The 18,714-nt window shown below is 54.8% G+C and carries 18 protein-coding genes and 1 pseudogene; 11 read left to right on the top strand and 8 right to left on the bottom strand.

The window, feature by feature from the left end:
• Positions 1-79 precede the first annotated feature (79 nt).
• Together apt and ACMGGE_RS11695 are read right to left on the bottom strand one after the other, a co-directional pair.
• Positions 80-631 carry an adenine phosphoribosyltransferase gene (gene apt / locus ACMGGE_RS11690; protein ID WP_000127359.1) on the bottom strand — a complete coding sequence of 184 codons (552 nt, stop codon included), beginning with the start codon at positions 629-631 and terminating at the stop codon, positions 80-82.
• Positions 632-782: 151 nt separating this feature from the next.
• Positions 783-1,160, bottom strand: coding sequence for a DUF454 family protein (locus ACMGGE_RS11695; RefSeq protein WP_013095896.1), 378 nt, complete (start codon positions 1,158-1,160; stop codon positions 783-785).
• Between the two features lie 50 nt (positions 1,161-1,210).
• Here ACMGGE_RS11695 and priC point away from each other — a divergent pair, with 50 nt between their 5' ends.
• The gene (priC, locus tag ACMGGE_RS11700; RefSeq protein WP_234081281.1) at positions 1,211-1,738 is read left to right on the top strand and encodes a primosomal replication protein N''; all 528 of its coding nucleotides are present in this window, start codon (positions 1,211-1,213) and stop codon (positions 1,736-1,738) included.
• A gap of 14 nt (positions 1,739-1,752) precedes the next feature.
• The gene (gene rsmS / locus ACMGGE_RS11705) at positions 1,753-1,941 is read left to right on the top strand and encodes a pleiotropic regulatory protein RsmS (RefSeq protein WP_111967307.1); all 189 of its coding nucleotides are present in this window, start codon (positions 1,753-1,755) and stop codon (positions 1,939-1,941) included.
• A gap of 1 nt (position 1,942) precedes the next feature.
• On the opposite strand, the gene mscK is transcribed toward rsmS, so the two are convergent.
• Positions 1,943-5,290, bottom strand: coding sequence for a mechanosensitive channel MscK (gene mscK, locus ACMGGE_RS11710; protein WP_420293780.1), 3,348 nt, complete (start codon positions 5,288-5,290; stop codon positions 1,943-1,945).
• Between the two features lie 113 nt (positions 5,291-5,403).
• Positions 5,404-6,057 (bottom strand): multidrug efflux transporter transcriptional repressor AcrR, encoded by a 654-nt coding sequence (gene acrR, locus ACMGGE_RS11715; protein WP_048225918.1) that lies wholly within the window; start codon positions 6,055-6,057, stop codon positions 5,404-5,406.
• A 141-nt stretch (positions 6,058-6,198) separates the two neighbouring features.
• Between acrR and acrA the strand changes: the two genes are divergently transcribed.
• The 6 genes and pseudogenes from acrA to ACMGGE_RS11745 all read left to right on the top strand — a co-directional run bounded on the left by acrA (position 6,199) and on the right by ACMGGE_RS11745 (position 13,039).
• Positions 6,199-7,392, top strand: coding sequence for a multidrug efflux RND transporter periplasmic adaptor subunit AcrA (gene acrA, locus ACMGGE_RS11720; protein ID WP_045909753.1), 1,194 nt, complete (start codon positions 6,199-6,201; stop codon positions 7,390-7,392).
• A 22-nt stretch (positions 7,393-7,414) separates the two neighbouring features.
• Entirely contained in the window at positions 7,415-10,561 is a 3,147-nt protein-coding gene (gene acrB / locus ACMGGE_RS11725) for a multidrug efflux RND transporter permease subunit AcrB (protein ID WP_045909754.1), read from the top strand.
• Positions 10,562-11,079: 518 nt separating this feature from the next.
• Positions 11,080-11,445 (top strand): annotated as a pseudogene (tomB, locus tag ACMGGE_RS11730) (Hha toxicity modulator TomB); the annotation flags it as partial.
• A 27-nt stretch (positions 11,446-11,472) separates the two neighbouring features.
• The gene (locus ACMGGE_RS11735) at positions 11,473-11,691 is read left to right on the top strand and encodes an HHA domain-containing protein (protein WP_008499287.1); all 219 of its coding nucleotides are present in this window, start codon (positions 11,473-11,475) and stop codon (positions 11,689-11,691) included.
• 208 nt (positions 11,692-11,899) lie between these two features.
• The gene (maa, locus tag ACMGGE_RS11740) at positions 11,900-12,451 is read left to right on the top strand and encodes a maltose O-acetyltransferase (RefSeq protein WP_045909755.1); all 552 of its coding nucleotides are present in this window, start codon (positions 11,900-11,902) and stop codon (positions 12,449-12,451) included.
• Between the two features lie 117 nt (positions 12,452-12,568).
• Positions 12,569-13,039: a YlaC family protein gene (locus ACMGGE_RS11745; RefSeq protein WP_252077478.1), complete on the top strand. Its 471-nt coding sequence runs from the start codon at positions 12,569-12,571 to the stop codon at positions 13,037-13,039.
• Here the strand turns inward: ACMGGE_RS11745 and ACMGGE_RS11750 are convergent.
• Positions 13,008-14,471 (bottom strand): PLP-dependent aminotransferase family protein, encoded by a 1,464-nt coding sequence (locus tag ACMGGE_RS11750; RefSeq protein WP_420293781.1) that lies wholly within the window; start codon positions 14,469-14,471, stop codon positions 13,008-13,010. The two genes, ACMGGE_RS11745 and ACMGGE_RS11750, sit on opposite strands and share 32 nt — an antisense overlap.
• A 101-nt stretch (positions 14,472-14,572) precedes the next feature.
• On the opposite strand from ACMGGE_RS11750, the gene ACMGGE_RS11755 reads away from it, so the two are divergent.
• Entirely contained in the window at positions 14,573-15,283 is a 711-nt protein-coding gene (locus tag ACMGGE_RS11755) for a GNAT family N-acetyltransferase (protein WP_420293782.1), read from the top strand.
• On the opposite strand, the gene ykgO is transcribed toward ACMGGE_RS11755, so the two are convergent.
• The gene (ykgO, locus tag ACMGGE_RS11760) at positions 15,280-15,420 is read right to left on the bottom strand and encodes a type B 50S ribosomal protein L36 (protein ID WP_003859006.1); all 141 of its coding nucleotides are present in this window, start codon (positions 15,418-15,420) and stop codon (positions 15,280-15,282) included. The genes ACMGGE_RS11755 and ykgO overlap by 4 nt on opposite strands.
• A gap of 2 nt (positions 15,421-15,422) precedes the next feature.
• Positions 15,423-15,683 (bottom strand): type B 50S ribosomal protein L31, encoded by a 261-nt coding sequence (locus ACMGGE_RS11765; protein WP_006176933.1) that lies wholly within the window; start codon positions 15,681-15,683, stop codon positions 15,423-15,425.
• Between the two features lie 219 nt (positions 15,684-15,902).
• Between ACMGGE_RS11765 and ACMGGE_RS11770 the strand changes: the two genes are divergently transcribed.
• Positions 15,903-17,468, top strand: coding sequence for an EAL domain-containing protein (locus tag ACMGGE_RS11770; protein WP_420293783.1), 1,566 nt, complete (start codon positions 15,903-15,905; stop codon positions 17,466-17,468).
• Here the strand turns inward: ACMGGE_RS11770 and ACMGGE_RS11775 are convergent.
• The gene (locus ACMGGE_RS11775) at positions 17,461-17,733 is read right to left on the bottom strand and encodes a metal/formaldehyde-sensitive transcriptional repressor (RefSeq protein WP_024906840.1); all 273 of its coding nucleotides are present in this window, start codon (positions 17,731-17,733) and stop codon (positions 17,461-17,463) included. The genes ACMGGE_RS11770 and ACMGGE_RS11775 overlap by 8 nt on opposite strands.
• Positions 17,734-17,866: 133 nt before the next feature.
• Here ACMGGE_RS11775 and ACMGGE_RS11780 point away from each other — a divergent pair, with 133 nt between their 5' ends.
• Positions 17,867-18,688 (top strand): nickel/cobalt efflux protein RcnA, encoded by an 822-nt coding sequence (locus ACMGGE_RS11780; RefSeq protein ID WP_420293784.1) that lies wholly within the window; start codon positions 17,867-17,869, stop codon positions 18,686-18,688.
• The last annotated feature ends 26 nt before the right edge of the window (positions 18,689-18,714 follow it).

The following is an 18,714-nucleotide window of genomic DNA, read 5'->3' on the forward strand; positions in this document are numbered from 1 at the left end:
CTGCAACGCTGGAAGGTGAATTTATGGAGGGGAATGCTATCACAACCTCACCCATTGAGCGAGGTTGTGAAAACCGGGATTAGTGACCCGGGAAAGGCACCAGGCTGTAGCTGGTAATACCCTGTTTTTCCAGGCGCTGTTCACCGCCGAGATCGAACAGGTTGATGATGAAGGCCGCGTCGGTCACTTCCCCACCCAGACGGCGGATCAGCTTCACGGTCGCTTCAATGGTGCCGCCGGTCGCCAGCAGATCGTCAACCACCAGCACTTTGTCGCCAGGCTTGATCGCGTCAACGTGGATCTCCAGCTGATCGGTGCCGTACTCCAGCTCGTAGCTTTCTGCAATGGTTTCACGCGGCAGCTTGCGCGGCTTACGCACCGGCACAAAACCTACGCCCATCGCCAGCGCAACCGGTGCGCCAAACAGGAAGCCACGGGCTTCGGTACCTACTACTTTGGTGATCCCGGCGTTTTTATAACGCTCGACCAGCAGTTCAATGCTGAGCGCGTACGCTTTCGGGTCTTCCAGCAAGCTGGTGACATCACGGAAAAGAATGCCAGGCTTTGGATAGTCCTGGATGCTTTTGATGCTGTTTTTCAGATATTCAAGCTGCTGTGCAGTTGCGGTCATCGGTTTGTGCCTAAATGAAACAGTGTTACTCACGGCGCGCAACGGGTCGGCAAAGGTAACAATTGTTTAACCTTTAACCAGGCGCGCCTGTGCTCGAAAACGGTCGAATTTACTGGCTGTACGCAATAATTGCAACAGCCATGATAAGGCTTCAGTGCTTTTGTTGCTTTTCATCAACCACGGGGATCCGCCACATGAAGATAAGCAGGCAGGTCAGGATGACCAGCAGCAGGATCCGCACCCACATCATTTTCACCAGCCATAATGAAATGGCGAAGGTGATGAGGATCACCGCGATCGCGCGCGGCTTGGCGCCGGGCGGCATGGCCCGGTGTTTTTGCCAGTGCCGCAGATAGCCGCCAAACCATGAGCGATAGAGCAGCCAGTGGTGAAAACGCGGTGACGAGCGGGCGAAGCACCAGGCCGCCAGCAGGATAAACGGCGTGGTCGGCAGCAAGGGTAAAACCACACCCAGCGTGCCAAGCACTACCGCGAGCCAGCCAATGATGATTAAAATAGTACGCTGCATAATGCGAATCGTTATCAAACTGAACGGCTACTTTACCACTGGAGAGCGCCTTGAAAACAGCACTGCTTCTTGAGAGGCTGCAAAATCAGCTGATTGCTCTGCGGGAGCAGGCCACGCCGCTGATGGGGCACGCCACGCTGAAACCGCGCTTTGACCGGCAGCTTTTTCGTACCCGCAGCACCGTTATTCAGGATTACCTGGCTGAAGCGCAGACGAACCTCGACGAGCTTCGCCATGCGGTTGAGCATGAACAGCAGGAACAGGTGGCGTGGCTTGCGGCGCATCTCACCGAGCAGATCACCGCGCTGCATCGCGAAATCGCCGCCTGGCCGCTGCGCGCCTGGGACAGCGCCTCACCGGGGCTCGGCAAATGGCAGCGCAAGCGGCTGGAGAACCAGGAGTTTGAACGCCGACTGTTTGAGATGAAGCGCGAACGCGAGGTGCGCCTGAACAACAGCGAAACGCTGGAAGAGCAGCAGCTATTGATGCGCGAGATTAGCGCGCTGGAAGGACGCATCGTCCGCTGCCGTCAGGCGCTGGATGACATTGAACGCGTCATAGAACGTTTGACCCGTTAACAGGAGCCACACCCATGTCACTGGAAAATGCACCCGATGAGGTCAAGCTGGCCGTCGATTTGATTATGCTGCTGGAGAATCATGATATTCCCGCCGGGACGGTGCTTAAGGCACTGGAGATTGTACGGCGGGATTTTGAGGCAAAGGTGAAGGCCTGTTGCCCTCACCCTAACCCTCTCCCACAGGGAGAGGGAAAATTATAGATTACGCCGGAGTGGGGTCATCACCCTTAATCTCGCGCTTCACTTCCGTATGCTCATCACCTTTCTCGTTACGCAGGTGAACCTCAAGCTGGTTGAAGGCGATATTTATATCGTTTTCACGGCACAGACGATCGATAGAGCGGTTAAGTTCATCCACCGTGTAGCTGCGATCGCGCAGCTCGCGCACGTATAAACGCAGCTCGTGATCCAGCGTGCTCGGCCCAAAAGTGGTGAAGAAGACCGCCGGAGCCGGATCGTGCATCACTTTCGGATGTTCAGACGCCGCCTTCAGCAGCACCTCTTTCACCTTATCCAGATCCGATCCATAGGCCACGCCCAGGCGGATCACCACGCGCGTCACCGTATCCGAGAGCGACCAGTTGATCAGACGCTCGGTCACGAACGCTTTGTTCGGGATGATCACCTCTTTGCGATCGAAGTCGGTGATGGTGGTCGCACGAATGCGGATCTTGCTGACCGTTCCCGAGAACGTGCCGATGGTGACGGTATCGCCGATACGTACCGGACGTTCAAACAGGATGATCAGGCCGGAGACAAAGTTACCGAAGATCTCCTGCAGGCCAAAACCAAGACCGACCGAGAGGGCGGCCGCCAGCCACTGCAGTTTATCCCACGAGACGCCAAGCGAACCAAAGACCGTCATCGCTCCAACAATAATGATGACGTAGTTGAGGATCGTGGTGATGGCGTAGGACGCCCCCTGGCGAAGATTCAGACGTGACAGGAGCAGCACTTCGAGCAGGCCAGGCAGGTTGCGGATCAGCGCCCAGGCGACCACCGACGACACCAGCGCAAACAGCAGGCTGCCCATGGTCACGCTTTTCATGACCGCCGCGCCGGCTTCGGTTCCGTTGTATTGCCAGAGGGTAATACTGTCGAGATAGGCGAAAACGGTAATAAGATCGGACCAGATCGCCCAGAACATCACGGCAAACAGGGCGATCATCACCAGCATGGTGATGCGCAGCGTCTGCTGGTTAACCTGCTCCAGCGCGATGGTCGGCTCTTCCTGCGGCTCCGCGCCCTCGGCCCCCTCTTTCACCTGATGCTGACGACGCGCGATGGCACGGCGATAGGCAATGCGGCGGGCCGCCACGCTCAGGCCGCGCAGTACGGTCTGATAGAGCAGGTTCCAGACGATCACCAGATAGACCGTTTCAATCCAGCGCCCGGACAGGCGCAGCGTGGTATAGAAGTAGCCCGTTGCCGTCAGCACCATCAGCGCCAGCGGAATGATCGCCAGCACGGTCACGGTGGCCAGACGGATATTGTGGGACTCTTTATCACGCCAGCTGTCGCGGCACATCGGCCACATCAGGATAGCAATCAACAGCAGGTTCAGCAGGATGACCAGCTGGCCCAGCACATCATCCATCAGATGCAGCGGGGAAAGCTCAGAGACAACCGACCAGAAGTGCAGCGGCAGCAGCGCCAGGCTGATGCGCACAATCTGACGACGCCAGTGACTGGTCAGCTGCGCAGGCATGTTGAAATGACGCACCGCCACGCCGTCTTTTTCCAGCACCTTCCAGCACAGGCCAAACACCAGCCAGAACAGCGCCAGTTTTTTACTGAACGCCCACAGCAGATCGCTGACGTTGAGCTGCATGGTGAGCAGGATCAGGCCCACGGCCAGAATAATCAGGCACACCGGCAGGGCGCGAATAAGGTCGATCAGAATCGCTTTTGGCGTATGGAGCTGGCTATCGTTACGCAGCTGCCCCACTTCGGACGCCAGCTTCGCCTGATATTTTTTCAGCCAGCCCAGACGCCAGCGAATCAGACCCGCGATCAGCAGCAGCGGTAGCCCCGCCAGCAAGGCAATCATCACCGCAGGCCAGGCTTTCTCCCAGTTTACGGTGATTTTCATGCTCTTGATCTGCGTTTTCAGCGTCTCAGGGAAGGATTTAATCCAGTCCCAGTCCATCGGTTTGTTGCTGTTTACCCAGAAAATCTGCTGAGTCAGGATCTCCTGCAGACTTTTCGAAACGCTCACCAGCTGCTGCTGGTTGATTTGCAGGTTAATGGCCATCATCAGCTGGTTGCCCAGCTGTTTGTTGAGCTGATCCAGCAGCTCGCGACGCATATCCACGACCTGGAGCAGCGCGTCGTGCACTTCCGGGTTCACGTCGCTGGAGTGCCCTTCTTCAATTTTGTCGACAAAGGTATCGCTCTGGAAAAGCGCATCGCGCTGCTGGTTGACGTCAAACTGTTCCAGACGTAAATCCGCAATGCGGTTGGTCATGTCTTCCAGCTCATCGGCAGACGGAAGCGTCTGCTGCTGCTGGTAGAGAATACGCGACAGCAGGAGACTGCCTTTCAGGACCGCGATCTGCTCTTTGATGTTGCGTTCCGCCTGCAGGGCGCGATCCAGCCAGTTCTTCACCTTGATATTTTGCTGAACCAGCGAGTTGCCGTTTTCGGTCGCCAGTATCAGGCGCTGGCTAAGCTGGTGGTTGGCTTCGAGCTCCTGCTTCACCAGCGGGTTGGCCTGGATGCGGGCGGTTTCGTCAGGGGATACGGCCTCCTGGGCGGTTTTTTCCGTCAGCGTCAGGCGCTTGCTGTTAACCGCTTCCTGCAGCAGCTGTAGCTGGTGCTCCAGACGATTAATGTTTGCGGTGACGTAATCGCGCTGTTTCTGCAGGGTGTCCTGCAGCACCGTATTCCCTTCCAGACTTTTACGCTGCTGTTCAATCTGCGCATTGAGCAACGTCTGCTGCACCAGCAGCAGGGTTTGCTGCGTCGGGCGCAGCGTGCCCTCTCCTACCGTTGTGCCGTTGAGGCGGTTGCGGATCTGCTGCAGCTGCTGAGACGCGGCGTACATCGCATTTTGCACGCGCTCGGGCTGGGTCTGCAGTGAAACAAGCTGGCTGTTGTAGGTGGCGAGATCGGACTGCGCCGTTTGCAGGTCGTCGAGCAGTTGCGCCACGCGCGATTCGAGCTGGCGTAAGGAGAGCGCCGCGAGCGTTTTGCGTGTTTCGTCGTCGTTATCCACGTCGCTCAGGGCATTCAGCGATTCCGTCGCTTTGCGCATGTTTTCTGGGGCCTGCGCCACCTTCTGACGGAGCTGTGCGGTTTCTGCCTTAACGCGTTCAATTTTATCCAGCGTTTCCAGCGTTTCCGTCAGATCCTGCTGCGTCAGTTTTTCCTGAGGAGAGAGTTCTTTTTGTTTGTTCAGCGTGTCGAGCTGCGACTGAACATCCGCACGCGTGGGGATATCGTTGCTGTTGTCGGCGCGGGCCCAGGTCAGCGGCGCCGTGGCGAAGAAAAACAGCATCGCAAAGAGCAATGCAAAAACAGGATGTTGCGAGCGATTGATGGGCAGCATAGTTGTGAATGATGTCAGAAGATGACCGAAAATAGTCCGGCGTGAAGAATATCACGCTCGCCGGAAGCAGAATAGCGCGAACGTGAGCCTCTGAGATAAATCCTGGAAATGAGTCAGGCGGTTAGCGACGGCGCGTCGCTGCGCAGCGTCGGGCAGAGCTGTAGCATTTCCAGTAAAATCGCGACGTAGCTGCGGGCCTCCGCTTTAAGATCAAACGACTGTGGCGCAAACAGCCAGTTTTCCATCAGACCGGAAATGTAGCTACGCATCAGAATTGCCGCCCGGCGGGTCAACAGGTTGGCCGGCAGCAGTTTTGCCTGCATGCACTGATTCAGGTTGTATTCAATACGGTCATAGCTCTCCAGGCTGAGGCTGCGTTGTGCCTGCTGAACAATCGCCATCTCGCCCACGAACTCGCATTTATGAAAGATTATTTCCATCATTAATCTGCGACGTTCTTCAACTACCGTAGCTTCAAGGATATATACTAATATTTCTCTCAATACTGAGAGTGGATCGTCAGGGAATTTTGCCCGATACTCACTCTCGAGATCGCTAATGCTGGACTCTGAAAGCTCCCAGATTTCACTGAACAGATCTGACTTGTCTTTAAAATGCCAGTAAATCGCTCCCCGCGTCACACCGGCAGCCTGAGCAATTTGTGCCAGCGAGGTAGATGAAACACCCTGCTGCGAGAACAAACGTATTGCCACATCCAGAATGTGTTGTCGGGTTTCCAGCGCTTGTTGTTTAGTTTTTCGTGCCATAGGTGGGTGAATTTACAGGAGTCAGATTTACATACATTTGTGAATGTATGTACCATAGCATGACGATAATATAAACGCAGCAATGGGTTTTTAGACTCAGGACCCTTGATCAATTTGAAATCGGACACTCGAGGTTTACATATGAACAAAAACAGAGGGTTAACGCCTCTGGCGGTCGTTCTGATGCTCTCAGGCAGCTTAGCGCTAACAGGATGTGACGACAAACCGGCTCAACAAGGAGCTCAGCAGGCGCCAGAAGTAGGCGTTGTGACGCTCAAATCTGAACCTCTACAAATCACTACCGAATTACCCGGCCGTACAAATGCTTACCGCATTGCGGAAGTGCGTCCTCAGGTTAGCGGCATTATCCTGAAACGTAACTTCACCGAAGGCGGTGATGTGAAGGCCGGTGAGTCTCTGTATCAGATTGATCCCGCAACCTATCAGGCGTCTTATGAAAGCGCGAAAGGCGATCTGGCTAAAGCACAGGCCGCGGCTAAAATTGCTCAGCTGACGCTGAACCGCTATCAAAAACTGCTCGGTACCAAGTACATCAGTCAGCAGGATTACGATACCGCCCTGGCGGATGCCCAGCAGGCTAACGCAGCCGTGGTGGCAGCCAAAGCGGCCGTCGAAACCGCGCGCATTAACCTGGCCTATACCAAAGTGACCTCCCCTATCAGCGGTCGTATTGGTAAATCTTCCGTGACGGAAGGGGCTCTGGTGCAGAACGGTCAGACCACTGCGCTGGCGACCGTGCAGCAGCTCGATCCGATCTACGTTGACGTCACGCAGTCCAGCAATGATTTCCTGCGCCTGAAACAGGAGCTGGCTAACGGCACCCTGAAACAGGAAAACGGCAAAGCCAAAGTGGAGCTGATCACCAACGACGGTATCAAGTTCCCGCAGGAAGGTACCCTGGAATTCTCTGATGTGACGGTCGACCAGACCACCGGTTCCATCACCTTACGTGCGATTTTCCCGAACCCTGACAAGAATCTGCTGCCAGGTATGTTCGTTCGCGCGCGTCTGGAAGAAGGAACGAATCCAACCGCACTTCTGGTTCCACAGCAGGGTGTGACCCGTACGCCACGCGGCGATGCGAGCGCGCTGGTTGTTGGAGCAGATGACAAAGTCGAAACGCGCAATATCACCGCCACACAGGCGATTGGCGATAAATGGCTGGTGACGGAAGGTCTGAAAGATGGCGATCGCGTGATTGTTTCTGGTTTGCAAAAAGTTCGTCCTGGCGCGCAGGTTAAAGCACAGGAAGTGAAATCTGACGATAAACAACAAGCTTCGGCCGCTGGCCAGTCAGAACAAACCAAGTCTTAACTTAAACAGGAGCCGTTAAGACATGCCTAATTTCTTTATCGATCGCCCCATATTTGCGTGGGTGATCGCCATTATCATCATGCTGGCCGGGGGACTTGCGATCCTGAAGCTGCCTGTCGCGCAATATCCAACGATTGCGCCACCGGCGGTGACTATCTCCGCAACCTACCCGGGGGCTGATGCGAAAACGGTGCAGGACACCGTCACTCAGGTTATCGAACAGAACATGAACGGTATCGATAACCTGATGTACATGTCCTCAAACAGTGACTCTACCGGTACAGTTCAGATCACCCTGACCTTCCAGTCAGGTACGGATGCTGACATTGCGCAGGTTCAGGTGCAGAACAAACTGCAGCTGGCGATGCCTCTGCTGCCGCAGGAAGTACAACAGCAGGGTGTGAGCGTCGAGAAATCGTCCAGCAGCTTCCTGATGGTTGTCGGCGTTATCAACACCAACGGCACCATGACGCAGGAGGATATTTCCGACTACGTGGGTGCCAACATGAAGGACGCCATCAGCCGTACTTCCGGTGTGGGTGACGTTCAGCTGTTCGGTTCTCAGTACGCGATGCGTATCTGGATGGATCCGAACAAACTGAACAACTTCCAGCTGACCCCCGTTGACGTGATCAATGCGATTAAAGCGCAGAACGCCCAGGTGGCAGCCGGTCAGTTAGGCGGTACGCCGCCGGTGAAAGGCCAGCAGCTTAACGCCTCGATCATCGCACAGACCCGTCTGACCTCTGCCGATGAGTTCAGCAAAATTCTGCTGAAAGTGAATCAGGACGGTTCCCAGGTTCGCCTGCGCGACGTGGCTAAAGTCGAGCTGGGCGGTGAGAACTACGACATCATCGCGAAGTTCAACGGTAAACCGGCTTCCGGTCTGGGTATCAAACTGGCGACAGGGGCTAACGCCCTGGACACCGCCACGGCGATCCGCGCAGAGCTGAAGAAGATGGAACCGTTCTTCCCGTCAGGTCTGAAAATCGTTTACCCGTATGACACCACGCCGTTCGTCAAAATTTCGATTCACGAAGTGGTTAAAACGCTGGTAGAAGCCATCATCCTGGTGTTCCTGGTGATGTACCTGTTCCTGCAAAACTTCCGCGCGACGCTTATCCCAACGATTGCCGTGCCGGTTGTTCTGCTCGGGACCTTTGCGATCCTGTCGATATTTGGCTACTCGATAAACACCCTGACGATGTTCGGGATGGTGCTCGCCATCGGCCTGCTGGTGGATGACGCCATCGTCGTGGTCGAGAACGTCGAGCGCGTAATGGCGGAAGAAGGTCTGCCGCCGAAGGAAGCGACCCGTAAATCAATGGGTCAGATCCAGGGCGCGCTGGTCGGTATCGCGATGGTACTGTCTGCGGTATTTATCCCGATGGCCTTCTTCGGGGGCTCTACCGGTGCGATTTACCGTCAGTTCTCAATTACCATCGTTTCCGCGATGGCGCTGTCGGTGCTGGTCGCGTTGATCCTGACGCCTGCCCTGTGTGCCACCATGCTGAAGCCGATTCAGAAAGGCGGTCATGGCGAGCATAAAGGGTTCTTCGGCTGGTTTAACCGCATGTTTGATAAGAGCACGCACCACTACACCGACAGCGTGGGCAACATCCTGCGCAGCACCGGTCGTTACCTGCTGCTCTATATCATCATCGTCGTGGGGATGGCGTTCCTGTTCGTTCGTCTGCCAAGCTCGTTCCTGCCGGATGAAGACCAGGGCGTGTTCCTGACGATGGCACAGCTTCCTGCGGGCGCGTCGCAAGAGCGTACCCAGAAAGTGCTGGACGAAGTGACGGACTACTACCTCACCAAAGAGAAAGACAACGTTGAATCCGTGTTTGCGGTTAACGGCTTTGGCTTTGCGGGTCGTGGTCAGAACACCGGTATTGCCTTCGTTTCTCTGAAAGACTGGTCTGAACGTCCGGGCAAAGAGAACAAGGTTGAAGCCATTACCGGCCGTGCGATGGGCACCTTCTCGCAGATTAAAGATGCGATGGTGTTCGCCTTCAACCTGCCAGCGATTGTTGAACTGGGTACCGCGACCGGCTTCGACTTCCAGCTGATTGACCAGGGCGGTCTGGGTCACGAAAAACTGACGCAGGCGCGTAACCAGCTGTTTGGCGAAGTGGCTAAGCACCCTGACCTGCTGGTCGGCGTGCGTCCGAACGGCCTGGAAGATACGCCGCAGTACAAAATCGACATCGACCAGGAGAAAGCCCAGGCGCTGGGCGTATCCATCAGTGACATTAATACCACGCTGGGCGCCGCCTGGGGCGGTAGCTACGTTAACGACTTCATCGACCGCGGTCGCGTGAAGAAAGTGTACGTGATGTCCGAGGCGCAATACCGTATGTTGCCAAACGATATCAACAGCTGGTTCGTGCGCGGCAGCAATGGTCAGATGGTACCGTTCTCAGCGTTCTCAACGTCTCGCTGGGAATACGGTTCGCCGCGTCTGGAACGCTATAACGGTCTGCCATCGATGGAGATCCTGGGTCAGGCCGCTCCGGGCCGAAGCACCGGTGAAGCCATGAACCTGATGGAAGAGCTGGCGAGCAAACTGCCTTCGGGGATCGGCTACGACTGGACCGGTATGTCCTATCAGGAACGTCTGTCCGGAAACCAGGCCCCTGCCCTGTACGCGATTTCACTGATCGTCGTCTTCCTGTGTCTGGCAGCGCTGTACGAGAGCTGGTCAATTCCGTTCTCCGTTATGCTGGTGGTACCGCTTGGGGTTATCGGTGCGCTGCTTGCGGCAACGTTCCGTGGACTGACCAACGACGTGTACTTCCAGGTAGGCCTGCTGACAACCATTGGCTTGTCGGCGAAGAACGCGATACTTATCGTTGAATTCGCCAAAGATCTGATGGAGAAAGAAGGTAAAGGTCTGATTGAGGCAACGCTTGAGGCTGTTCGTATGCGTCTGCGCCCAATCCTGATGACATCACTGGCGTTTATCCTCGGCGTACTGCCGCTGGTTATCAGCTCCGGTGCTGGCTCCGGTGCGCAGAACGCGGTTGGTACAGGCGTTATGGGTGGTATGGTTACCGCAACCGTACTCGCTATCTTCTTCGTACCGGTGTTCTTCGTGGTGGTTCGCCGCCGCTTCAGCCGGAAAAATGAGGATATTGAACACACGCATTCGGTAGAACCTCACTGATACCGGTTTCACATGATAAAAAGGCCGCATTAGCGGCCTTTTTCATTTTCAGAAAAAATCATAAATTACGCTTATTGTGGTTCTATTTATTTTCTGCCATCTTAATTAGACATATCATAATTAACTGATAACTTAATCGGTGAATTCAGGATTTTTTTAATTTCATTTCCCCGCTTAAGCTATTAGGAATATTCCTAATAAGAAGTTCTGACAAAGAGAAGTTCGAATCTGAACTTTTCAGGCCGTTTTGCTAAGCCAATGAAACGTAAGGAAGCGATAAAAAATCGCGTTAATTTGGATAAAAAAAGGGTGTCCAGGACGGAACATTGCGTACATGCTCGCAGTCTACGGTTTTATTTGTAATTTTTCGTAATAGCGCGATGAAATCCAGGAAGGAGTGGCTTATAGTTAAGTTATCAGGAACACAGCACTCATGTAGCTAAGTCAGTTGTATCCATCCCGACTATGATGTTCGGTGAGTAAGAAATCACTCAGAAGGGGATGCGCTATGGACGAGATACTCGCCAAAAAGGCATGATATCGCGCAGTTGAAATTTCTCTGCGAATCCTTGTACCATGACTGCCTTGCCAACCTTGATGAAAGTAACCATGGCTGGGTAAACGACCCAACGTCTGCCATCAATTTACAGTTGAATGAGCTGATAGAGCATATCGCAACCTTCGCACTTAATTATAAAATTAAGTACAATGAAGATAATAAGCTCATTGAGCAAATTGATGAATACCTGGACGACACCTTTATGTTGTTCAGTAGTTACGGCATTAACGCCCAGGATTTGCAAAAATGGCGTAAATCGGGAAACCGGCTATTCCGCTGTTTCGTCAACGTGAGCAGAGCTAACCCGGTTAGTCTTTCCTGTTAAAATTATTACAATTACTAAGGTGAATTTATGTCTGATAAACCACTCACAAAAATCGATTATTTGATGCGCTTACGACGTTGTCAGTCAATTGACACGCTCGAACGCGTCATTGAAAAGAATAAATACGAGCTTTCTGATAATGAACTGGCCGTATTTTATTCAGCCGCGGACCATCGTCTTGCTGAACTGACCATGAATAAGCTGTATGACAAAATCCCTACTTCTGTATGGAAATTTGTCCGTTAATGTTTGAAGGGTGTCTGTAGAGTTCTACGCCACGTTCTAAGCTGTTTTTACCTATCCCGTTATGCTCCCTGTGCCCAGGCCAGGTCTCCGTGTTAAACGTGTTTATCAGCAACATTGTTGTGACGCCAGTCACATCGGCTTTTCGGGAACGTTCCCCTCCTGGCCTGTTCCTATTACCCTGCGGTAATCTTTTCCAGAGAGGTTTCCTATGAGCGTAGAAAAACAGAAGATGATTGCCGGTGAACACTACCGCCCCGGCGATGAGACGTTACGGGCCGACAGACTGCGGGCCCGCCATCTGGTGTACCGCTATAACCACACCGCGCCCGATGAAAAGACAGAACGCCAGAACATCCTGGCGGAACTGCTGGGGCAAAGCGAAGGCGCTTATATCGAACCGAGCTTCCGCTGCGACTATGGATATAACATCTCTCTGGGTAAAAACTTTTACGCGAACTTCGACTGCGTGATGCTGGATGTCTGCCCCGTTCGTATCGGCGATAACTGCATGCTCGCGCCGGGTGTGCATATTTATACGGCCACCCATCCGCTGGATGCAGAGGAACGGAACAGCGGCGTGGAGTTTGGCAAACCCGTCACCATTGGGAATAATGTCTGGATCGGTGGTCGGGCGGTTATTAACCCTGGCGTCACCATTGGTGATAATGTGGTGGTGGCCTCCGGAGCCGTGGTGACGAAAGACGTCCCGGCTAACGTTGTCGTGGGCGGCAATCCGGCAAAAATCATCAAAACGCTGTGAGGGAGTGGGGAGCCAACTGTTATGGTCTTTTAGCGCCAGACTGTTACTTTTTTCAGCCCAATGGCTCCCCTAAAATTGGCAGACACCCTGTATTGTCAACTCTCATAAAGGCAAAAAATGACCGAGATACAGCGCCTGCTCACCGCCACCATCGACGATCTTAACCTCCGCGAAAAGCGCGACAATCGCCCGCGCTTTAGCATTAGCTTTATTCGCAAACATCCTGGACTGTTTGTCGCCATGTATGCCGCCTGGCTGGCGACGCTTATTGTGATGCTGAAGTCTGAAACGCTGGTGGACTCCGTCTGGCTGCTGGTTGTGCTGTTTGTGGTCTTTAACGCCTTTTTCTTTTTCGACGTGAATCCGCGCTACCGTTACGAAGATATCGACGTCCTCGATTTCCGGGTCTGCTATAACGGCGAATGGTACAACACGCGTTACGTGCCAGAGGAGCTGATCGACAGCATTCTGCACTCTCCGGCCGTTGAAACCGTGCAAAAAGAGAAGCTGCAAAAAATGGTCTCTACCAAAGGTCAGCTCTCTTTCTATGACGTCTTTACCCTTTCGCGCCCTGCTGCTGCTGCGTAATGAGCGCCTGCAGACGCCGGATCCCCGGCGCAAACTGAGAAGCAGAGGTATTGCCGTAACCTAAAACCAGACCGGTTTGCCCCTGCTTCGCCTCCAGGTAGTACCCGCTCAATGCAGCGGGTGCCAGCTGAAACGCCCTCGCCTGCTCCACCAGTTTCTGGTCATCAATATCGTCTATCGCCAGCGTCAGATGCATCCCGCCTTCACCGGCCAGAATACGGTGCGGCGCATGAAGCTCTGCGCCCAGCACCTCCCGCAGCTGGCGGTATCGTTTACGATAGAGTCGACGCATGGCGGCAAGATGACGGGCATAATGACCTTCTTCGATAAACAGCGCCAGCGTGCGCTGTTCGGCACGATGCCCACCGCGCAACAGCGAGCCGATGGCCGGACGAACCGCCTTCGCCAGCGCAGGCGGCAAGACCATGAACCCTATTCGGAGCGACGGAAACAGCGTTTTACTGAACGTCCCCAGATAAACCACGGGCGCATTGTTGACCATTCCCAGCATCGCCGGCACGGGCTCTCCGGCATAACGGAATTCGCTGTCGTAATCGTCTTCTATGATCCACGCGTTGTGCTGCCGGGCGAGCTCCAGCAGCGCCAGACGCCGTCGGGCGCTGAGCACGCTTCCGTAGGGGAACTGGTGTGAAGGTGAGGTAAAAATTAACGAGGGAGAAGGGGCATTCAATCCCTCCCAGCACATCCCCTCGTCATCAACCGGGATCCCCGTCATGGTCAGGCCGGTTTTAACAAACGCGCTTTTTGCCCCGCTATAGCCGGGGTTTTCTACCCAGGCGATATCCCCCGGCTCGCTCAACAGCATCGTGCACAGGTTGACACCCTCAAGCGCGCCTTCCGTGATCACAATCTGGCTCGCGTCGCAGTCGATACCGCGAGACAGGGCGAGATGCCGGGCAATCGCTGCCCGCAGCGACGGTTCACCGGCCGGGTCGCCATACCCCAGCAGGGCATTTCCCTCCTCCCGCATCACGCGATCGTACAATCGCCGCCACAGCGGCAGAGGGAAATAGTTGATGGCGGGTGTCCCCGGCGTAAATGCCAGTACCGGGGTATCCCGCTGCACCGGCGCAGGCAGCAGGCCAACCCGCCGGGCGAGCCTGATGTCAGGGTCCGGCAATGTCCGGGTGGCCGAACGGTAAGCCAGCTGTGCCACCCGCGTTCCCTGGCGGTTACGCTGCAAATACCCTTCCAGCGTGAGCTGGTCCAGCGCCGCATTGACGGTATTGCGGGAAAGGGAGAGCTGCTGGGCCAGCGTTCGCGAACCGGGAAGCTGGCTGCCGGACAGGAGTCTTCCGCACAGAATCGCCTCCCGTAAAGCAAGATAAAGCGCGCGCTGGAGCGTCTCTTCCCCTCGTTTATTCAGGGCTGCGTTGAGCAAGGTATAAAATTCATCACCCGGTATATTCATCTCACCTCCTCGTGGCACCATCAAAACATATCGCAGTGGTTCTTTTTAAGGAACCAGCAATTCACTAGTCTGAAACTCTTTTCAACGTCACGGAAATGAAGATGAAGACATTCAATCAGTTCGGACAGCCGGTGGGTGAAGTGCTTAGCGACTGGCAACCTCGTCAGCCCCCATCCCGGGTCGTGCTTCAGGGCCGGTATTGTCGCCTTGAGCCGCTGCGCGTGGAGCATGCCAACGCGCTGTTCTCCGCCTATTCCCTGGCCGGAGATACGCGCAGCTGGACATGGCTGCTGCGTGAACCCGATGCCACCGCAGAGGAATTTGCCGAATGGGTGGCGAGCGTAAGTGAGTTATCCGACCCCATACACTTTACCGTTATCGATAACCAGACCCGGTCTCCGGTCGGGACGCTGTCCCTGATGCGGATCGATCCTAAAAACGGGGTCGTGGAGGTGGGGCACGTTCACTTCTCGCCTCTGTTAAGCCGCACGCCCATGTCGACAGAGGCGCAATATCTGCTGATGCGGTATGTGTTCGATACCCTGGGCTACCGACGTTATGAGTGGAAGTGCAATAGCCTGAACGAGCCTTCCCGCAAGGCCGCCCTGCGTCTGGGTTTTCAGTTTGAGGGGCGTTTTCGTCAGGCGCTGGTGATTAAAGGCCATAACCGGGATACCGACTGGTTTTCGATTCTCGATAAAGAGTGGCCGACGCTGGCGAACGCCTTTGAAAGCTGGCTTGCCACCGACAATTTTACTGCCGATGGCAAACAGAAAAGATCCCTGGAAAGCTGGCGAGAAACGCGCGTTTAGCGTCTTTTTTTACGTCCCTGAACCGCCTTAAAGCGCGGATTGGATTTGCAAATCACGTACAAGCGTCCCTTGCGTTTGACTATCTGGCAATCCGGGTGACGCTGTTTTGCACTGCGCAATGAGTTAAGTACCTGCATGGTTAGCCCCGCTTCGCATTGAGAAAACCACCAAAACGCTTGCGGAAGCGCGCTGCGCTACCGTCCGTGGAGAACGTTTTCTGCTTACCGGTATAAAACGGGTGCGATTTTGAAGAAACTTCGATGGTGATGTACGGATACGTTTCACCGTCGAGTTCAATTTCGCGGTCGGTCTTAATGGTTGAGCCCACTTTGAAGTATTCATTCGCGCTGGTGTCATGGAAGACCACGGTGCGATAGGCGGGATGGATATTGGGTTTCATCGTCAATCCTTTATGTTTTGTTATAACATAACAAAATAATATCCAGGCCAGATTCAAAAAACAACCCCTCCCCTCTGACGATATTTTCTGGTTTACCTGAGATAAAATGAAAACCAGGCCACCCACGTGCTATAACTATATCATTTCGCGGTAAAATCTTTCTCTTCAGGCAGGGAACTCAGTGCTCAGGAACGGGTATACGAGGAAGGACACGACAGCATGAAAACCCGACATCTGGTCAGTCTGGTGACTGGCGTACTCATCTTTTCCGTGCTGGTCCCCATTTGCCTGAGCATCTGGCTGGCCCATCGCCAGGCGGAAGATAAATTTGTCGATGCGCTGGAAAACTATGCCTCACGCGTGCTGATACGCACCGACAAGGTCGTGGATCAGGCGAAAGAAGCGCTTAATCATCTGCAGGCCTTTGAGGGCGTGCCGTGCAGCCCGTTGCAGTTAAGAGAGATGCGACGGGTCGCTTTCTCGTGGCGATACGTTCAGGAAGTGATTTATATCGACAACCTCAGGCCGCTCTGCTCCTCTCTTGAGCAAACCAGCCATGCCGCCCCTTTCCCCCCGCCGATGCGCATTACCGAAGACGGTTACAGCGCATGGCTGACCACGCAAAACGATCTTGGGTTTCAGCGCTACATGGCCGTGCTGGGACAAGGTCATTACCTTGTCCTGGTCGATCCGGCCTCACTGGTGGATGTCATCCCTTTCGGCGAGATAGCGATTGATGCTGCCCTGGTAGGAAGCACAACACACCGTATCTTCGCCAGCAGCAATACACTCGATCCGCATATCCGTGACATGATCAAAGGTCAGGCGATGACCAGCATACAGTACGACGGTTCAATGTACGTTATGAAGCCTGTACCTGAACTGGGATTTACCGTTGTCGCATGGGCTACGCTCAAACCGCTGGCGGAAACCTGGCACCGGCAGCTGCTTTTATGGCTGCCCTTCGGTATCCTGATAAGCCTGCTTGCCGCGCTCTTTGTCCTGCGGATACTGCGTCGCATCCAGTCGCCGCGCAACCGCCTGCTTGACGCCATTAACAGCCGCGATTTTGTGGTTCACTATCAGCCCATCGTGGCGCTGTGTAGCGGAAAAATTGTCGGCGCAGAAGCGCTGACGCGCTGGCCGCAGCCGGACGGAAGCAGCCTCTCGCCTGATATTTTTATTCCCCTTGCTGAGCAAACCGGGCTTATCTCTCAGCTGACGCAGCTCGTTATCGAAAAAGTGTTCGAGGATATGGGTAACTGGCTGCACCTTCACCCCGATCAGCATATCTCCATCAACCTCGCGCCCGCCGATTTGACCTCCGGCACGCTGCCGCCGCTGCTGAGTCACTTGCTGAACAAATGGAAGGTCCATCCGGGCCAAATCGCCCTTGAGGTCACCGAGCGCGGCTTTGCCGATCCCAAAATCAGCGCGCCGGCAATCGCCGCATTCCGCCGTTCGGGGCACCCTGTCTATATAGATGATTTTGGTACGGGCTATTCCAGCCTGAGCTATCTGCAGGATCTGGATGTCGACACGCTAAAAATTGATAAATCGTTCGTGGATGCGCTAGAGTACAAAAACGTGACGCCACACATTATTGAAATGGCGAAGTCGCTGAAGCTGGCGATGGTTGCGGAAGGCGTCGAGACCGCCGGGCAGCTCGCCTGGCTGCACCAGCACGGCGTGCAGTACGGGCAGGGCTGGTACTACAGCAAAGCGCTGCCGAAAATGGAATTTATCCTTTGGGCAGAGAATAACCTCGGCACGCACGCTACTTAAGATAGGATTTGATCACCTGCAGCACCACGCCAAGATCGGCTTCACGCTGCGCTTCTTCAGGTTCTTTCACCACATGATCGGTTAAATGCCCTTCGATCACCTGCATCATCATGCCGTTGACCGCCCCGCGGATCGCCGCCAGTTGCTGTAACACCTCGGCGCATTCGTGATCGCTGTTCAGCATTTTCTCCAGAGCGTTGCTCTGCCCCTGAATTTTCTTCAGCCGAGTCAGTAACATTTTCTTGTCGCGAACGGTATGTGACATCTCTCTATCCCTTATTTTTGGCTTTTAAAGCATAACACGCTCTACTCCCCCTGAGTATTTTTCTACTGGGGGGTAGTATTACCCTACTGGGGGGGAGTAGTATTTGCAGACATTTTCCACGCCGGAATCCCCCATGACCGATTTTGCTTCACTTCTGCAGCAGGGTAATGCCTGGCTGTTTGTTCCCAGCGCCATCCTGCTTGGCGCGCTGCATGGCCTGGAACCGGGCCACTCAAAGACCATGATGGCCGCCTTTATCGTGGCTATCCGCGGTACGCTGAAACAGGCGGTCCTGCTCGGCCTGGCGGCCACGTTTTCCCATACGGCAGTGGTCTGGATCGTCGCTATGGCGGGTTTATGGTTTGGGCGGGGATGGGATGCGCATACGTCTGAACCCTGGTTCCAGCTGATCTCAGGGGTATTGATCGTTGCGATCGCCCTGTGGATGGCGTGGCGAACCTGGAAAGAGAGCCAGCCACACGATCATCATCACGACCATGATCATCACCACCACCATGATCATGACCATCATCATGAACATCACCACCACGAACACCCGCTGGTTGAAGAGGAGTGGCAGGATGCTCACCAGCGCGCGCACGCGCAGGATATCAACCGCCGCTTTAGCGGACAAAACGTCACCACCGGACAGATCGTCATGTTTGGCCTGACCGGCGGGCTTATCCCCTGCCCGGCGTCCATTACCGTTCTGCTGATCTGCCTGCAGCTGAAGCATTTCGCCCTCGGCGCGACGCTGGTGTTCAGCTTCAGTATTGGGCTGGCGTTAACCCTGGTGGCTTCCGGTGCGATTGCCGCCTTAAGCCTCAAGCACGCGACAAAACGCTGGCCCGGGTTTAACGAGCTTTCCCGTAAAGCGCCGTGGATTTCCGCTGCGCTGATTACCGTGGTAGGAATTTATATGAGCCTGCACGGTCTGAGCGGCATTCTGGCGTAAGCCTGCGGCCACGCCCTGTGGCCGCA

The sequence above is a fragment of the Enterobacter sp. BNK-22 genome, from assembly GCF_048684805.1.
GTDB classification, from domain to species: Bacteria; Pseudomonadota; Gammaproteobacteria; order Enterobacterales; family Enterobacteriaceae; genus Enterobacter; species Enterobacter quasiroggenkampii.

Excerpts from the sequence above, each read along its gene's own strand:
- ACMGGE_RS11770 (WP_420293783.1), top strand. The coding sequence starts at position 15,903 with ATGAAAACCCGACATCTGGTCAGTCTGGTGACTGGCGTACTCATCTTT.
- acrA (WP_045909753.1), top strand. The coding sequence starts at position 6,199 with ATGAACAAAAACAGAGGGTTAACGCCTCTGGCGGTCGTTCTGATGCTC.
- ACMGGE_RS11745 (WP_252077478.1), top strand. The coding sequence starts at position 12,569 with ATGACCGAGATACAGCGCCTGCTCACCGCCACCATCGACGATCTTAAC.
- ykgO (WP_003859006.1), bottom strand. The coding sequence starts at position 15,420 with ATGCAGGTACTTAACTCATTGCGCAGTGCAAAACAGCGTCACCCGGAT.
- rsmS (WP_111967307.1), top strand. The coding sequence starts at position 1,753 with ATGTCACTGGAAAATGCACCCGATGAGGTCAAGCTGGCCGTCGATTTG.
- maa (WP_045909755.1), top strand. The coding sequence starts at position 11,900 with ATGAGCGTAGAAAAACAGAAGATGATTGCCGGTGAACACTACCGCCCC.
- acrB (WP_045909754.1), top strand. The coding sequence starts at position 7,415 with ATGCCTAATTTCTTTATCGATCGCCCCATATTTGCGTGGGTGATCGCC.
- mscK (WP_420293780.1), bottom strand. The coding sequence starts at position 5,290 with ATGCTGCCCATCAATCGCTCGCAACATCCTGTTTTTGCATTGCTCTTT.
- ACMGGE_RS11765 (WP_006176933.1), bottom strand. The coding sequence starts at position 15,683 with ATGAAACCCAATATCCATCCCGCCTATCGCACCGTGGTCTTCCATGAC.
- ACMGGE_RS11775 (WP_024906840.1), bottom strand. The coding sequence starts at position 17,733 with ATGTCACATACCGTTCGCGACAAGAAAATGTTACTGACTCGGCTGAAG.
- ACMGGE_RS11780 (WP_420293784.1), top strand. The coding sequence starts at position 17,867 with ATGACCGATTTTGCTTCACTTCTGCAGCAGGGTAATGCCTGGCTGTTT.
- ACMGGE_RS11695 (WP_013095896.1), bottom strand. The coding sequence starts at position 1,160 with ATGCAGCGTACTATTTTAATCATCATTGGCTGGCTCGCGGTAGTGCTT.
- ACMGGE_RS11735 (WP_008499287.1), top strand. The coding sequence starts at position 11,473 with ATGTCTGATAAACCACTCACAAAAATCGATTATTTGATGCGCTTACGA.
- apt (WP_000127359.1), bottom strand. The coding sequence starts at position 631 with ATGACCGCAACTGCACAGCAGCTTGAATATCTGAAAAACAGCATCAAA.
- ACMGGE_RS11755 (WP_420293782.1), top strand. The coding sequence starts at position 14,573 with ATGAAGACATTCAATCAGTTCGGACAGCCGGTGGGTGAAGTGCTTAGC.
- acrR (WP_048225918.1), bottom strand. The coding sequence starts at position 6,057 with ATGGCACGAAAAACTAAACAACAAGCGCTGGAAACCCGACAACACATT.
- ACMGGE_RS11750 (WP_420293781.1), bottom strand. The coding sequence starts at position 14,471 with ATGAATATACCGGGTGATGAATTTTATACCTTGCTCAACGCAGCCCTG.